This window comes from Allobosea eneae (assembly GCF_042657265.1).
GTDB lineage: Bacteria > Pseudomonadota > Alphaproteobacteria > Rhizobiales > Beijerinckiaceae > Allobosea > Allobosea eneae.
This window is the reverse complement of the sequence record NZ_JBHSLW010000037.1, coordinates 160,479-176,200: the sequence shown is the minus strand read 5'-3', so window position 1 is coordinate 176,200 and position 15,722 is coordinate 160,479. Positions and strand designations below refer to the sequence as shown.

The 15,722-nt window shown below is 65.9% G+C and carries 13 protein-coding genes and 1 pseudogene; 12 read left to right on the top strand and 2 right to left on the bottom strand.

Annotated features, from left to right (window positions below; translation table 11 throughout):
• Positions 1 to 55 precede the first annotated feature (55 nt).
• Positions 56 to 196 (top strand): annotated as a pseudogene (locus ACFPOB_RS22640) (integrase core domain-containing protein); the annotation flags it as partial.
• A gap of 230 nt (positions 197 to 426) precedes the next feature.
• Positions 427 to 2,043, top strand: a complete 1,617-nt coding sequence (locus tag ACFPOB_RS22635; protein ID WP_377800642.1) for an MFS transporter — start codon at positions 427 to 429, stop codon at positions 2,041 to 2,043.
• Between the two features lie 277 nt (positions 2,044 to 2,320).
• Here ACFPOB_RS22635 and ACFPOB_RS22630 read toward each other — a convergent pair whose 3' ends face one another.
• Positions 2,321 to 3,319, bottom strand: coding sequence for a universal stress protein (locus ACFPOB_RS22630; RefSeq protein ID WP_377800641.1), 999 nt, complete (start codon positions 3,317 to 3,319; stop codon positions 2,321 to 2,323).
• 180 nt (positions 3,320 to 3,499) lie between these two features.
• Here ACFPOB_RS22630 and ACFPOB_RS22625 point away from each other — a divergent pair, with 180 nt between their 5' ends.
• From ACFPOB_RS22625 to ACFPOB_RS22590, 8 genes are all read left to right on the top strand, one after another.
• Positions 3,500 to 4,261 carry an SDR family oxidoreductase gene (locus ACFPOB_RS22625; protein WP_377800640.1) on the top strand — a complete coding sequence of 254 codons (762 nt, stop codon included), beginning with the start codon at positions 3,500 to 3,502 and terminating at the stop codon, positions 4,259 to 4,261.
• Between the two features lie 206 nt (positions 4,262 to 4,467).
• On the top strand, positions 4,468 to 5,298 hold the full coding sequence (locus ACFPOB_RS22620) for an alpha/beta fold hydrolase (protein WP_377800647.1): 831 nt from the start codon (positions 4,468 to 4,470) through the stop codon (positions 5,296 to 5,298).
• Positions 5,299 to 5,392: 94 nt separating this feature from the next.
• The gene (locus ACFPOB_RS22615) at positions 5,393 to 6,019 is read left to right on the top strand and encodes a hypothetical protein (RefSeq protein WP_377800639.1); all 627 of its coding nucleotides are present in this window, start codon (positions 5,393 to 5,395) and stop codon (positions 6,017 to 6,019) included.
• Entirely contained in the window at positions 6,016 to 6,777 is a 762-nt protein-coding gene (locus ACFPOB_RS22610; protein WP_377800646.1) for an SDR family oxidoreductase, read from the top strand. Before ACFPOB_RS22615 ends, ACFPOB_RS22610 begins: the two co-directional genes overlap by 4 nt.
• Before the next feature lie 292 nt (positions 6,778 to 7,069).
• Positions 7,070 to 10,288: an MASE1 domain-containing protein gene (locus ACFPOB_RS22605; protein WP_465248451.1), complete on the top strand. Its 3,219-nt coding sequence runs from the start codon at positions 7,070 to 7,072 to the stop codon at positions 10,286 to 10,288.
• Positions 10,285 to 10,929: a response regulator transcription factor gene (locus ACFPOB_RS22600; RefSeq protein ID WP_377800637.1), complete on the top strand. Its 645-nt coding sequence runs from the start codon at positions 10,285 to 10,287 to the stop codon at positions 10,927 to 10,929. The genes ACFPOB_RS22605 and ACFPOB_RS22600 overlap by 4 nt, the downstream gene beginning before the upstream one ends.
• Positions 10,930 to 10,931: 2 nt before the next feature.
• Positions 10,932 to 11,315, top strand: coding sequence for a response regulator (locus tag ACFPOB_RS22595; protein WP_377800636.1), 384 nt, complete (start codon positions 10,932 to 10,934; stop codon positions 11,313 to 11,315).
• Positions 11,312 to 12,001 (top strand): response regulator transcription factor, encoded by a 690-nt coding sequence (locus ACFPOB_RS22590; protein ID WP_377800635.1) that lies wholly within the window; start codon positions 11,312 to 11,314, stop codon positions 11,999 to 12,001. Before ACFPOB_RS22595 ends, ACFPOB_RS22590 begins: the two co-directional genes overlap by 4 nt.
• A gap of 42 nt (positions 12,002 to 12,043) precedes the next feature.
• On the opposite strand, the gene ACFPOB_RS22585 is transcribed toward ACFPOB_RS22590, so the two are convergent.
• The gene (locus tag ACFPOB_RS22585) at positions 12,044 to 12,700 is read right to left on the bottom strand and encodes a TetR/AcrR family transcriptional regulator (protein WP_377800634.1); all 657 of its coding nucleotides are present in this window, start codon (positions 12,698 to 12,700) and stop codon (positions 12,044 to 12,046) included.
• A gap of 257 nt (positions 12,701 to 12,957) precedes the next feature.
• Here ACFPOB_RS22585 and ACFPOB_RS22580 point away from each other — a divergent pair, with 257 nt between their 5' ends.
• Positions 12,958 to 13,992 carry an HlyD family secretion protein gene (locus ACFPOB_RS22580; RefSeq protein ID WP_377800633.1) on the top strand — a complete coding sequence of 345 codons (1,035 nt, stop codon included), beginning with the start codon at positions 12,958 to 12,960 and terminating at the stop codon, positions 13,990 to 13,992.
• Positions 13,989 to 15,698, top strand: coding sequence for a DHA2 family efflux MFS transporter permease subunit (locus ACFPOB_RS22575; RefSeq protein ID WP_377800632.1), 1,710 nt, complete (start codon positions 13,989 to 13,991; stop codon positions 15,696 to 15,698). The genes ACFPOB_RS22580 and ACFPOB_RS22575 overlap by 4 nt, the downstream gene beginning before the upstream one ends.
• Positions 15,699 to 15,722 lie beyond the last annotated feature (24 nt).

Here is a 15,722-nt window from a genome sequence, read left to right as displayed (position 1 = left end):
ATGGGGCGCTCCTCTCCAAAAACCGGCAGCATGAGCGCCAACCCTGGCCGAGCCCAGGCCCCGATTACCCCATCTCAACGACACGCTGTTCTCGACGCTCGTCGAGGCCCGCAGCGCCATCACCTCATGGAAGGAGGACTACAACCGCCACAGACCCCACTCGGCCCTCGGCAACATCACGCCCGCCGAGTTCGCCCTCAAATCCACGCTGGAAAAACAGGCCGCATGAGGCCAGAAACGAAACCCAGGACTCTCCCTCAGACCGGAGGAGAAAAGGGTCTCAGGTCAGACCCTCTACGCCCATGCCTTCTGGCTCAAGCCCGAGGCCGAGCGCTTCCTGCATCGCAACATCTTCTTCGAGCATGTCGCGATCGCCGGCGGGCTGATCCTCCTCGCCATTCTCTCGAGCCGGCAGGCGCGGGCCCGATGACACAGACCTCGCCCGGCTCCGCGCCGCCGGCCTCGGCTTTCACGCCGCTGCGCTATGCTGTCTTCGCCGTGCTCTGGGCCGCGACGATCCTCGGCAATATCGGCAGCTTCATGCGCGATGTGGCGAGCGCCTGGCTGGTCACCGAGATCTCCGGTTCGCCCGCGGCGGTGGCGATGGTGCAGGTCGCCGGCACGCTGCCGATCTTCCTGCTCGCGATCCCGGCAGGCGTCCTGTCGGACATCGTCGATCGCCGCAAGCTGCTGATCGGCGTGCAGCTTCTGCTCGGACTCGTCAGCGCCGTGCTGATGGGGCTGGCGCTCACTGGGCATCTCAGCGTCGCGCTGCTGGTCGGCCTGACCTTTCTGGGCGGCATCGGCGCGGCGCTGATGGGGCCGACCTGGCAGTCCATCGTCCCCGAGCTCGTGCCGAAGCCGGAACTGCGCAGCGCGGTCGCGCTCAATTCGCTCGGCTTCAACATCGCGCGTGCGCTCGGGCCGGCCTTGGGCGGCGCGATCCTCGTCGCGTTCGGCGCCGCCGCGACCTATGGCGCCGACGTGCTCAGCTATGTCTTCGTCATCGCGGCGCTGCTCTGGTGGCGGCGCCCGGCGTCGGCCGATGACGAGCTGCGCGAGCAGTTCGCCGGCGCCTTCCGGGCCGGGCTGCGCTATGCCCGGGCGAGCCGGGACCTTCACAGAGTCCTGTTGCGCGCGACGCTGTTCTTCCTGTCGGCCAGCGCGATCTGGGCGCTGCTGCCGCTGGTGGCGCGCCAGTTGCTGGGCGGCGGCGCCGGCTTCTACGGCCTCTTGCTCGGCGCCGTCGGCGCCGGCGCCATTGCCGGCGCGATGATCCTGCCCCGGCTGCGCGCCCGCCTGGGCGCCGACGGCATCATGCTGGCGGCCGGGCTGCTCGCCGCTTTCGTGACGGCGGCGCTCGCCGCCGCACCGCCGCAATGGCTGGCCGTCGCCTTGCTGCTGATCCTCGGCGGCGCCTGGATCGGCGCCCTGACGACGCTCAACGGCACCGTCCAGGCGGTCCTGCCGAACTGGGTGCGCGGCCGCGGACTGGCGATCTACCTCACCGTCTTCAATGGCGCCTCCGCTGCCGGTAGCCTCCTCTGGGGCGTCATCGCAGAGGCGCTCGGCCTCCAGGGCACGCTGATCGCGGCGGGGGTGGCGCTCGTCACGGTCTCGCTCGTCTCGACCAGGCTGCCGCTGCCGGCCGGCGAAGCCGATCTCACCCCGTCATCGCATTGGCCGGAGCCGGCGCTGGCCGAACCCGTCGCGCATGATCGCGGCCCGGTCACGGTCAGCATCGAATACCGGATTGCCCGCGAGAACCGCGCGGCCTTCCTGCAGGCGATCGCGAAGCTGGCGGCGGAGCGGCGGCGCGACGGCGCTTTCGCCTGGGGCGTCAGCGAGGATGCCGCCGATCCCGAGCGCATCGTCGAATGGTTCATGGTCGAGTCCTGGGCCGAGCATTTGCGGCAGCACCGGCGCGTCTCGCTCGCCGATGCCGATATCCAGGCCGAGATGGCGCGTTTCCATATCGGTCCCGAAAAGCCCGTGGTCCGCCATCTGCTGGGGCTGGCGGCTGGGGAGGGGCGCGGCACGTAAATGCGCAACCCGCTGTCCGGCGGGCGCATGATTTCGGCGACCCCGCGCGAGGACCCGAATGTCTGCTTAGAAGCAAAGACTAAATGTCCGGGAGCCATGCTGCCGCGGCCTGGCAGTCGGCTGGTGCGGTGGTATGGCGGTGCATCCCGGTGCGGCATTCGACAACGCTGTCCGCGCCCTCGCGGCGGAGCTATCACCGCCTGGGGTTACGTCGCCGCGAGGGTCCAGGGGCAATGTCGTTGCAGGCCGTCGCGCTGGCGCGCAGCGACGACTCCGCTCAGTGCGAAAGAAGGAGGGGCACGTCGCAGTCCTTGAGCAGTGACTGCGTTACGCCGCCGAGCAGGAGCTCGCGCAGCCGCGAATGCCGATAGGCGCCCGCTACGATCAGCCCCGCCCCAAGGCCGGCGGCATGCGATCTGATGACGTCGGCGACGTCTCCGGAACCGGTCTCGGCGAGCTTGACCGTGACCTTGATCCCGTGCCGCGCCAAATGCGGCGCCAGTTCCGTTCCGGGGAGAGTGCCTTTGAGCTCTTCTTCATCGGCAACGGACAGGATCTCGACCGCTTCCGCCGCCCGCAGGATAGGAAGGGCGTCGGCGACGGCGCGCGCTGCGCTCGCCCCGCCATCCCAGGCGATGAGCACATTCCGGGCATCAAAGCTGGCATGGCCCGGCGGGACGATGATCAGCGGCCGGCCGCTGTCGAAGAGAACGGCTTCGATCAGACCGCGATCGATTTCAGACACGGAGGCTTCGGCGTCGAGCACGGTGACGTCGGCGACGCGGGCGCGGCCGACCAGCCGATCCCGCATCTCGGCGAACCCGGACTGCTCAGTCTCCACGGTGGAGACCACGCCGGCGAAATCGGCCTCCGCTTTGGCCGTTTCAGCGAGTGCGGTCGTCAGCTTGGCGATCCGGCGATTCTCTGACGACATCAGCGCGCGCCCAAAATCGGCAACCGCCGAATAAGGGATCGCATAGCGTCGCGCAGCGGCCTCCACCGTCAGATGCGCGTCGGCCGCCTTGGCCAGGGATAGGGCATAGGCGAGCGCGACATGGGTTTCCTGGAGACCCTCTTCGGTGATCGCGACGAAAACGCTCTTGATGCCGGTCAGCATGCCGTACTCCATTGCTCTTGATGAGCTTTGTCGAGCGGCCCCGCTTCGGCCGCTCGCATTGGCCACTATGAGAGTACAATCGGTCGAGGCGGCTGCTCTTCTGGCCAGACGGTCCGGCGGGCCTATGTCCGGGGCGGCATCACCTGGCCCCTCCAGCAAGAGATTCCCAATCTCCGGACGCATGCGACCTAGACCTTCGCATTGCCCGACAAATGCCTCCGCCCGATAGCCCGCTCGCGCAACTCCATCGCATTGTTCTCAGCGAAGGTTGAGTGAAGAGCCGGCCGATTATCCGGCTCCGCGAGACCATCCCCGCAACGCGAGCAAGGAGCTTTCGTAATGAAGATCGTCGTTATCGGCGGCACTGGGTTGATCGGCACGAAGACCGTCGCGAGGCTGCGCAGCAAAGGGCACGAGGTGATCGCCGCGTCACCGAACAGCGGCGTCGACACCATCACCGGCAAAGGGCTGAGCGAGGCCCTCGCGGGAGCGCAGGTCGTGATCGACCTGGCGAATTCGCCTTCGTTCGAGGACAAGGCCGTTCTGGAGTTCTTCGAGACCTCCGGCCGCAACCTTCTCGCCGCCGGAAAGGCGGCTGGCGTGAAGCACCATGTCGCGCTCTCGGTGGTGGGCACCGGTCGCCTGCCCAAGAGCGGCTATCTGCGTGCCAAGATGGCTCAGGAAGACCTGATCCGCCAATCCGGCCTCCCCTACACCATCGTCCACTCGACGCAGTTCTTCGAGTTCCTGGGCGCCATCGCCCAGTCGGGGACGGCCGGGGACACGACCACGCTCCCTTCAGCCTACTTCCAGCCGATCGCATCCGACGACGTCGCCGACATCATGTCCGAGGTGGCGCTCTCCGCTCCTGCTAACGGCGTGATCGAGATCGCCGGGCCCGAACGTGTCCCAATGAACGACCTCGTCGCGCGGTTCCTGAAAGCGAGCAACGATCCGCGTAAGGTGATCGGCAGCACGCAGGCGCAGTATTTCGGTACGGAGCTTGACGACCGCTCGCTCGTCCCCGTCGGCGACAATCCGCGCATCGGCGCGATCGGCTTTGAGGACTGGTTCAGCCACGCCGCACATCCGCGGCACTGACGACGCGCGGCCCGCGCCGGGCCCAAGCGCAAACCGGGAGGACTGCACCGATGCATGACGACATTCCTCGCGCTGGCGGAGCATCGCGTCGCGATGTCTTGTCCGGCGCCCTGGCCACGACGGTTGCAACCGGTCTGTCACGGGCCGCGGCGGCGCGGGCGGACCAGAACTCTCCTTTTTCCGACCCGAGCAAAGGAACGCTGACCATGAGCACGATCACCACCAGGGACGGTGCGGCCATATTCTACAAAGACTGGGGTCCCAAGGACGCACCGCCGATTGTCTTCCACCATGGCTGGCCGCTCAGCGGTGACGACTGGGATGCCCAGATGCTCTACTTCCTGGGCAAGGGCTATCGCGTCATTGCTCATGACCGGCGCGGCCATGGCCGCTCGGCGCAGATCAGCGACGGTCACGACATGGACCACTACGCTGCCGATGCAGCTGCAGTGATCGACCATCTCGGGCTTACCGGCGCCGTCCATGTCGGACATTCCACGGGCGGCGGAGAGGCGGCTCGCTACGTCGCCCGCCATAGCCGGGGGCGCGCTGCCAAGCTCGTCCTGATCGGCGCCGTGCCGCCGATCATGGTAAAGACGCAGACCAATCCCGGTGGACTTCCGATCGACGTCTTCGACGGTTTGCGCGCCTCCCTTGCTAGCAATCGGGCGCAGTTCTACGTCGATTTCCCGTCGGGTCCATTCTACGGCTTCAATCGGCCCGGCGCGAAACCAATACCCGGCGCAATCCAGAACTGGTGGCGGCAGGGCATGATAGGCAGCGCCAAGGCGCATTACGAGGGCATCAAGGCATTCTCGGAGACGGATTTTACCGAGGACCTCAAGCTGATCGGCGTGCCGACCCTCGTCATGCACGGCACGGACGACCAAATCGTCCCGTTCGCCAATTCCGCACCGCTCTCCGCGAAAGTTCTGAAGAAGGGAACTCTCAAGGTCTACGAGGGCCTGCCACATGGCATGTGCACGACGCACGCCGAGCTGGTGAATGCCGACCTGCTCGCATTCATCAGGTCATAGGCTCGAGCTGTGCTCCAGCGAGAGCCTGATCGCCGGCCGGACCGCCCCTTACCGGTCGGCGATCACCCTTTCAGCCTCATCGCAAACGGAGGCCATGACCAATGAACAGCGCGGCTCAATCGTCCTGCCCCCGGCCGAATTCGTGGGTTGTGACTCTGGTCGCGGTTGCACGGGTCCGGACAGACCGTCTGCGGGTGCTTCGCATTTCCCGCCTCAAATTCAATCGTGGGAGGTACCGACCATGGACTTCAGCGGAGAAAACCGGACTGTCGCAGCGGCCGTCATCGCAATGGTGATCTTCAACGGGGCGTTCCTCTCCCTGAACGGCCTTTTCATGCTGATCGCCCCACTGGCCTGGTATGAGCTGGTGCCCGGCGTGACCGATACCGGCTTCTTCAACCAGCATTTCATCCGCGATATCGGGATGATCCAGCTCTTCCTCGGCATCGCTTTTGCGATCGGGCTCTACCTGCCCGAGCGTCGCATCGGGCTTTGGGCCGCCTCGACGGCCTGGCTCAGCGCCCATGCGCTCTTTCACTTCTGGGAGGTTGCTGTCGGCATCTGCTCCCCTTCCGTCCTGCCACGCGATTTCCCGGGCGTGACCATGCCGGCGCTCTTCGGGATCGCGCTGACCCTGTGGGCGATCCGTCGCTCGCACGCGCAAAAGCCCGCCGCCGCAGCCGACCAGCCGCGCCTGCAGCAGCCGGAGGGAGGCGCATGAGAATCGTCGTCATCGGCGGCGATCGCCCGGTTGGCAGGAAACTGGCCGACATCCTGCGCCGGAAAGGGCACGACGTTCTGGTCGCATCGCCTCGTTCCGGCGTCGACACCATCACCGGCGAAGGTCTGGCAAAGGCGTTGAGAGGCGCCCGGGTCGTCGTCGATGTGGCACATCCGCCTTCGTTGGAAGACCTGTCGGCGCTGAATTACTTCGAGCGCTCTGGCCGCAACCTTCTTGCCGCTGAGGTCGCGGCCGGCGTCGGGCATCACGTGGCCCTGTCGGCAGTCGGCGCCGATCGCTTGCTCGAAAGCGGCTATTTCCGCGGCAGGATGGCTCAGGAGAAGCTGATCAGGGCGTCCAAGGTCCCGTATTCGATCCTGAGGTCGACCCAGTTCGCCGATTTCATGTGCGGGATCGCGCACGCCGCGACCAAGGGCCGAACGGTTCGCCTATCCTCGGCCGCCATCCAGCCGATCCTATCCGACGACGTCGCTGGTGCGCTGGCCGCGCTTGCCCTCGGTGCTCCGGTCAACGGTATTGTCGAGATCGCCGGCCCGGACCGCTTCCGGCTCGACGAGTTCGTCCGTCGCTTCCTCGCGGTCATCGGCGATGCGCGCCGGGTCATGACCGACCCCAGCGCCCGCTATTTCGGCGCGCGGTTGGACGACCGCTCGCTTCTGCCCGCAGAAGGGACCCATATCGGCGTCAGCCGTTTCGAGGATTGGGCCGAACGCGCGGCTTTCAGGATGTCAGCCTGAAGCGCCAGCGCGGCTGCCGGAATCGTGGAGTCGCTCCAGGCCCCTGTTTGATCGCGTTTTTCAGGCGATCCGGCGTCCGCTTCGCTCGACAATGCTCCGAGGCGCAACGGGCGGCGACTACCTGATCGGAGAAGATCCAGGACGATCGTGGCCGTGCGCGACACTAGGCCGATCACCGCCCGGAGGAGCGAACCGGACGATATGGCTTCGATCATCACATCTCATGGATTTCCATAAGGTGCGACGCAACCATGGCGGGGCTAACGTAGGCCGCATCCGGTTGGAGCAGCCGATAATGTATGCTTGGTCGCCACGCCCTCGACTCCTACACCTCGGGCTTTTTTTCTCGGCGTACCTCCTCGGGTGTGGCTTCGCTCAGGCGCTTGCGATCGTTCCCGGAATTACCGTCTCGATCTGGCCGCCGGGCGGGCTTTTCATGGCGACGCTCATCCTCGCCTCACCGTATAGCTGGCCGTGGTGGATTCTGTCCGGCTGCCTGGCCGAGATGACCGCGCAGCTCCTGTGGTTCCACAGTCCGCCGCTCGCGGGTTTGCTGATCTTCATCGGCAACGCGCTCTGCGCAGCCTTCGGCGCGACGCTCGTGAACCGGGCGCTGGGACGCCCCGTTCGGCTGGAGACTTTGCCGGACGTTTTCGTCTTCGTCGTTCTGGGCGCCGGGGTCGCTCCTCTGGTAAGCGCCACGATCGGAAGCGCGACGCTGGCCTGGTTCGGCGTAAAGTCCCAGACCTTCACTGCCGTATGGCCGTTGTTCTGGATCGGCGACGCCACCGGCATCCTGCTCGTCGCGCCGCTGGCTCTGGTCGCGATCCAGAGCTGGCGCAGCAAGACGCGACTCTCTGCGGGACAATGGATGGAAGCCGGCATCCTGGGGCTGATCTTCCTGGGGATCGCCGCGCTGTCGCTGAAGCACGACTTCCTGCTATCCGCCTACATCATCATGCCGCCGATTCTCTGGGCTGCGGTGCGCTTCGAGTTCAAGGGCGTCGCCGTCGCCCTGACCTTCCTTGCCCTCGTCACCTTGGCGCTCACCATATCCGGCGCCAGCCAGTTCGTCGGGGATGCCGAGACCCAGAGGCAGAAGCAGGTCATGCTGCAGCTCTTTCTGGCGATCTCGGCGCTTTCGGCCCTCATCGTGGCTGCGATCTCCCGGCAACACCAGCAGGCGCTGCTCTCCTTGCGGCAAAGGGAGCGCTCGATGCGGGAGCTCCTCGAAACGCTCCCCACCTGCATCTGGTGCGCTGCTCCGGACGGCGAGCTCACCTATTTCAGTCCGCAGTTCCGGGACTTCGTCGGCTTCGACATCGCCGACAAGGATACCGAGGGCGCTTCGCGACTGTCGAACGTGCTGAAGGCGATCGTTCATCCGGATGAGCTGGAAGCCGTCAAGGCGCACTTCAGTCGCTGCCTGGCCACCGGCGAGCCCTATGCGCGCAAGCACCGTCTGCGGCGCTTCGACGGGCAGTACCGATGGGTCGAGACCCGCGCGGCCGCGATGCGCAACAGCGAGGCGAAGATCGTCCAATGGAACGGCGTCTTCCTCGACATGGATGATCAGATGCGCCTCCACAGCGAGGTTCAGGAGCGTGACGCCAAGATTCGGCGGCTGGTCGAGTCGGATGTCATCGGGATCGTCTTCTGGGACCTGGACGGGCGGCTCATCGACGCCAACGACGCGTTTCTCCGCCTCGTCCAATACGACCGCACGGACGTGGAGGCGGGGCTTCGGTGGTTCGATATGACACCCCCGGAATGGCAGGAGGTGCATAACCGGGAGGAAGCGGAGGAGATCAGGGCGACGGGCAAGATGCAGGCCCGCGAGAAGGAGTTCTTCAGGAAGGATGGCAGCCGGGTGCCCGTGCTGATAGGGGCGGCCTGCTTCGAGGGGCAGCCGACGCAAGGCGTCGCCTACATCCTCGATCTAACCGAACGCAAGCGCGCCGAAGCGGAGCAGACGCGTGCCGAAGAGGCGCTGCGACGCAGCCAACTGCAGCTTCAGCAGCTCGTCGATACGGTGCCGGTCCAGATCTGGTGCGTCATGCCGGGTGGCGAGCCGGCCTACATCAACAAGACGATGATGGACTATATCGGGCTGAAGCTCGATGACTTCGACGCCGAGGGGGGACTGCCCAGCGCGATCCAGACGCTCGTTCATCCCGATGACAGGGCGGCTTTGCAGGCGGCACTATTCCACTCGTTCAGTACGGGCGAAGCGTTCGCGATGAGGTTTCGCAACCGCCGGGCCGATGGCGAATACCGCTGGCAGGACGGGCGTGCCGAACCGCTTTACGATGAATGCGGCCGCATCATCCGCTGGTTTGGCGCCAACGTCGACATTCATGATCTCGTCACGGCTCAAGATGCGCTGCGCGCGAGGGAGCACGAGCTTGCGCAGCTCGTCGACATGCTTCCGGTCTACATCAGGCGTCTGACGCCCGAAGGGGAGCCGATCTTCTTCAACAAGCGGCTGACGGATTTCATTGGCGTGAGCCTGGAGGAAATACGCGCGACCGGCACGAGTCGGCTTGCACCTGCCGTCGAGAATTTTGTCCATCCCGATGAGACCGCCAAAGTCATGGCGGCGCTCCGCCGTGCCGTCGCCACCGGCGAGCACTACACGATGAAGTATCGCATGCGCGGCGCGAATGGCGTGTATCGCTGGATCGAGACCCGTGCGGAGCCGCTGCGCAATCAGGATGGAACCATCGCGCAATGGTACTCGATGTCGATCGACATCGAGGACCAAGTGCGTGCGCTGAGAGCGGAAGAAGCGCTCAGGCAAGCCTCCGACGAACTTGCCAAGGCGACGCAAGCCGCCAGCCTCGCGGAGCTGTCGGCCTCGATCGCGCATGAGGTGAACCAGCCGCTCGCGGCGATCGTCGCCAACTCGCACGCTTGCAATCGCTGGCTGGCAGCCGAGCCGCCGAATCTCGAGCGCGCGAAGATCACGGCCGAGCGTATCATCCGTAACGCGAACTCTGCGGCCGATGTCGTAAGCCGCATCCGTGCCCTGTTCAACCAGTCGACCCAGTCCAGCAGCGCCACCGCGCTCGGCAGCGCCATCAAGGAAGCGGTGGAGCTCATCGCGGACGAGGCGGCGCAGCGCCATGTTCGGATCGACACCGACATCGAAGCTGATCTACCGCCGGTGCCCCTCGATCGGGTCCAGGTCCAGCAGGTGCTGATCAACCTCATTCGCAATGGAATGGAGGCAATGGAGTCGACCAGCGACGACAAAGTTCTTGGAATACGCGCGCGGCGGCTTGGGGACGTCGTTCAGACCGAGATCAGCGACTGCGGGCCCGGAATCGCGTCTTCCGACAAGATGTTCGAGCCGTTCTTCACGACGAAGGCGAACGGCATGGGCATGGGCCTCACGATCTGCCGATCGATCGTCGAATCCCACGGTGGGCGGCTTTGGGCCGACAAGAACGAGCCGTGCGGAGCGATCTTCGTCTTCACATTGCCGGTTGAACCGAAGGCGGCGCCATGACGTCGATGGGCGATCATATCATCTTCATCGTGGATGACGACGAGCCCATGCGGGAGGCCCTTACCGAGCTGCTGGCGTCCTACGGCATGCGCTCCGAAGCGTTCGGATCGGCCGGCGACTACATCAACGCCGAGAAGCCGGAGATCCCAGCCTGTCTCATCCTCGATGTCGAGCTTCCGGACATCAACGGTCTCGAACTGCAGCGGCAGATCGCGATCGGCGATCATCCGCCGATCATTTTCATTACCGGTCATGGCGACATCCCCTCATCGGTTCAGGCGATCAAGCACGGCGCCGTGGACTTCCTGACCAAGCCGTTCAGCCACGCAGACCTCCTCGCCGCGATCGATGCGGCAATGGCGCTGGACCGGGACAGGCGATCGGAGCGCGCCGAACTCGCTGCGCTGAAGCGACGCTATCTCGACCTGACGCCTCGCGAACGGGAGGTGCTACCGCTGGTAGTGAGCGGCCTTCTGAACAAGCAAGCTGCCGCCCAATTGGATATCAGCGAGGTTACCCTGCAGATCCATAGAAGAAACGTGATGAAGAAGATGGCTGCAGCTTCATTTGCCGACCTCGTGCGGATCGCGGAGAGGTTGGAGATACCGATTACTCACTCGCGCCGAGCGAGAGGGAGCTGAGCGTGACAAAGAAGAGACCTGTCGTGGCTGTTGTCGATGACGATCCAAGGTTACTGGAATCGCTCGAAGACCTTTTGGAATCTGCGGGTTACGCAGCCCGCACCTTCTCCTCGGCACACTCGTTCCTGGCCGACGGCCTATCGGATTCCGATGCGCTTATCAGCGATATCGGGATGCCGGACATGAACGGTTTCGAGCTTCGTGACCTCGTGAAGAAGGCGCGTCCCGAGCTGCCGGTATTCATGATCACAGGCCGCCACGAGCTTGCCGACCAAAGCCGGGCGCGGGGCATCAGCGGCTTCTTCCGCAAGCCCTTCGACGGGCAGGTCCTGCTGGCGGCAATTGGCGATGCCTTGCTGAACTCGAAAAAGGGAGGATCTCCATGAAAACTGGCCACCTGACTCTACGAGGATCGCAGTCGCTGTCGTCGCAGCCGGCACAGGGAGCGGAACCGCTGGTCATCATCGTGGATGACGACGCCGCTGTCCGGGAAGGGCTGTCCGAGCTGATCCTGTCGGCGGGCTTCCGGACGGTCAGCTTCCCCTCGACCGGCGAATTGCTCGATGCCGGCGCCTTGGACAGTCCCGGCTGCCTGATCCTCGATGTGCGCATGCCGGGAGCGAGCGGCCTCCAGTTGCAGAACCAGCTCGTTCAGAACGGCAACCGCAAGCCGATCATCTTCCTGACTGGGCATGGGGACATCCCGATGACCGTCCAGGCGATGAAGGCCGGCGCCGTGGACTTCCTCACCAAGCCGGTGAGGGACCAGACCTTGCTCGACGCCGTGACCGCGGCGATCGAGGCAGATGCCGCACAGCGGGCCGAAGCCGCGATCACGAAGCGCAGCATGGAATGCCTGGAGACGCTGACGCCACGCGAGCGCGCGGTTCTGCGTGAAGTGGCGCGGGGACGCCTCAACAAGCAGATCGCGTTCGATTTCGGCATCAGCGAAGTGACGGTCAAGCTCCACCGCAGCAACGCGATGCGGAAAATGCATGCGAACTCGCTCGGGGAGCTCATCCGCGCCTGGGAAGCGCTGCCTGCCGAGATCCGCGAAAGGCGCCCGGAGTAGAGCTATCCGGAACATGGCAGGCATTGCTGATGCGTGTTCGAGTCAGACTACGGAAAGGCCTCCGGCGCCGTCCCACTTCTCCGGGCCGGGCCGAAGCCCGTTCAAGAAGATTTCGACGACGGAGGCGACCGTCTCCTTCATTTCCTCGCCCGACGGCGGGGCGCGGAGTCCGAGAACGATCTGGAGATGAAGGTTGCCGCGGATCATGCCGACGAAATGCCCGGCAGCGCGCAGGCAATCATCCGTCCGGATGTCCCCTCGTTCCCGGGCGCGTTCGAGGACCCCAGCGAGCTGGGAAGTGGCGCGGCCGGGGCCCCGTTCATAGAATGATCGGACAAGGTCCGGGAAGCGATTGGCCTCGGTGATGGCGATCCGGTAGATGCCGACCAGAGCCGGCGACGTGTAGATGGACATGAGATGCTGGCCGAACGACGTCAGCGTCTCCTGCAGGTCACGCCCGCCCGGCTCGTCCATCGGCAAGGTCGACAAGGCCATGTCCGCGTTCTCGGCGACGAGGGCCAGGAAAAGGCCCTCCTTGTTGCCGAACTCGTTGTAGATGTTGCGCTTCGAGCCGCCGGCCCGCTCGATGATGGCATCGATCTTCGTCGCTGCGTAACCTTGCTCGAAGAATTCCTCGGCAGCCGCCTTCAGCAGCGCCTCCCGCCGATTGCCCGCCGAACCCGTCCTTGCTGCATCCACAGGACACCTGCTCCCGATCCGGAAATCCTCTCCGGCAACGGCCGGCAACCCTGCCGTCGCCGCCCCGACCTAGCCCTCGGTCTGGTCATCATAGACCGATCGCTTGGGCGCCCACGCCGCCGGCTCAATAGCGCGATCCGCGCCGGACCGACATGCTCCCCAGGACGACTGCGGCTGCATCCGGTCTCAGCCGTCTCTTGACTGGTAATCATTATTACCATATATGTCAACGGTAACAGGAATTACCGGAGGGCGACATGGCACATCTCAGCAAGAGGATGCGGATCGGCCTGCTTTTATGCATCAGCGCCGCGGCGGTCCCCGCTGCCGGGTGGGCCTGGGTTCGCTCGAACAGCGAGACCTCCACCGACAACGCCTATATCCGCGGGGACGTGACCGCCCTCGCGCCGAAGGTCGCGGGTTACGTCACGACCGTGGAGGTCGCCGACAACCAGCCGGTCAAGGTGGGCGACGTCCTGTTCCGGATCGACGATGCCGACTATCGCGCCAAGCTCGCCCAAGCCGTGGCCAATATCGAGGCGGCGCAGGCGCGCGTCACCAATGTCGACGCCGAGACCAAGCTCCAGCACGCTTTGGTCAAGCAGGCCGAGGCGCAGAAGCAGGCGGCGATCGCCGAAGTGACCCTGGCGACACGGTCGCAAGGGCGGCGGCGCGAGCTCATCCGTAGCAATGCGGTGAGCCAGGCCCTGCTCGACGAGAGCGACGCCGCCCGCTCGCGGGCCGAGGCCAACCTGGCCGCCGCCTCGGCGACGATCGAGGCGCAGCAGCAGCGCATCGCCGTGCTGACCACGCAGCGCGAAGCCGCCGTCGCCGCGGTGGCGCAGGCGCAGGCGGCGCATGACCTCGCTCAGATCGATCTCGACAACACCATCGTGCGCGCGCCGGTCGGCGGCGTGATCGGCAACCGCCAGGTCCGCGTCGGCCGGCTGGTCGCGCCCGGAACCGCCCTGCTCGACATCGTCCCGGTCGACGACGTCTGGGTCGTCGCCAACTTCAAGGAGACCCAGCTCGAGGAGATCCGGCCGGGCCAGCAGGTCCGCATCACCGTCGACGGCTATCCGAACCAGGCGCTGCAGGGCGTGGTCGACAGCTTCGCCCCCGGCAGCGGCTCCGCCTTCAGCCTGCTCCCGACCGACAATGCGACGGGCAATTTCGTCCGCGTCGTCCAGCGCGTGCCGGTCAAGATCCGGTTCGCGAACAATCCGCTGACCGGCCGCCTCGTGCCGGGCCTGTCCGCGCGGGTCGAGGTCGCCGTGGGAGGCAGCTCATGACCGCGGTCGTCGTCCCCCTGCCGAGCCGCGACCGCCCAACGGCCGGCGCCGTGCTCCTCCTGGGCATCGTGCTCGCCGCGCTGACCGAGGCGATCGCCGGCACCGTGCTCGCGCTCGGGCGCAGCGACATCATCGGCGACACCTCCGCCACGCCCGACGAGTTCGCCTGGCTCGACATCGGCTACACCACGCTCAAGCTGATCGGCTTCGTGACCGCCCCCTGGCTGATGAGCCGGATCGACCCGCGCAACCTGATCATCGCCGCGACCCTGACCATGGGCCTGGCTTCCGGCATCGCCGCCATGACGGCCCGGCTGGATCTGCTGATCGCGCTTCGCATTGTCCAGGGCTTCTGTGGCGGCGCCCTGCTCATCGCCGGTCAGGCGCTGGTTTTCCTGCGTTATCCGCGCGCCCATCAGCCGCTGCTCCAGGCGCTGTTCGCGATGGGCGCCGTGGTCGCGCCCGCGACGATCGCGCCGGCTCTTCAGGGCTGGCTGGTCGACACCCATTCCTGGACCTGGATCTTCTTCGGCATCGTCCCGCTGGCGCTGGCGGCCGCCGGGCTCCTGCTGATCGCAGACGGCCCGAAGTCCGCCAAGGAGGCGCCGCGCCCCTTCGACTGGGCCGGCTTCGCGCTGATCTCCGTCACGTTCTTCTGCGTCAGCTATGTCCTCTCGCAAGGCAGCCGCTGGGATTGGTTCGAGGAGCCGCGCATTCTCTGGCTGGCGCTGCTCGGCGTCGCCGCGCTGCTCGCCTTTCTCGGCCGGCAGGTCATGGCCAAAGGCCGGGGCCTGCTCGACTTCAGCATCTTCGGAGCGAATGATTTCACCTTCGCCTTCATCGTCAGCTTCGTCGCCGGCGCCGCCTTGTCGGGCAGCGGGTTCCTGCTCCCGTCCTTCGCGGTCTCGGTCCTCGCCCTCACGCCGACGGATGCCGGCCTGCTGCTGTTCCCGAGCGGCGCAGCCTTCATCGGCACGCTGCTCCTCGCCGCCTGCCTCATCCAGTTCCGCCACCTGCCGCCCTTCGCCACGGTGCCCTTCGGCATCCTAATCTTCATGGTCGCGATGTGGCTGCTCTCCGGCTCGAGTAGCGAGAGCGGCGCGCACGACATGATGACCGCGGTCCTGCTGCGCGGCTTCGGCCTCGGCTTCCTGTTCCTGTCGATCAACCTGATCGCGTTCAGCGATCTTCCCAGCCGCGGCCTCGCCAGCGGCATCGGCCTGTTCAACACCGGCCGGCAGCTCGGCGGGCTCATGGGGATCGCGGCTCTCCAGACGCTGATCGACCATCACACCATCGCCAATCTCTCGGTCCTCGGCGCCAATATCGCCGCCGGGAGGCCGGCGGTGATGGAGCGGCTGGCGACCATGACGGCGCTGCTGACGGCGAAGGGGATGGATGCGGTTGCGGCCAGCCGGGCAGCGGCGAGCTTCCTCGGCCGGCTCGTCACGGGTCAGTCGGCCGTGATCGCCTTCGACACCGCCTTCAACGCAGTCGCCCTGCTCTTCGTCGTCGCCGCGCCGCTGCTGGTCGCGATCAAGATCGGCTTGCACAAATACGCCCACGCTCACCACTCGGCCGGTCACGGCCCGGCGCCGGCGGAGCCAATCCCGTTGCAGCCCCGAGCGCCGGTGCAGGAACAGGCACACACGGCCCCCGCTCCAGCAGAACCGTTCAGCGGCGGAGCGCAGAGCATCCGCCTGTAACGATGGCCAAGTCGACATGCGTGC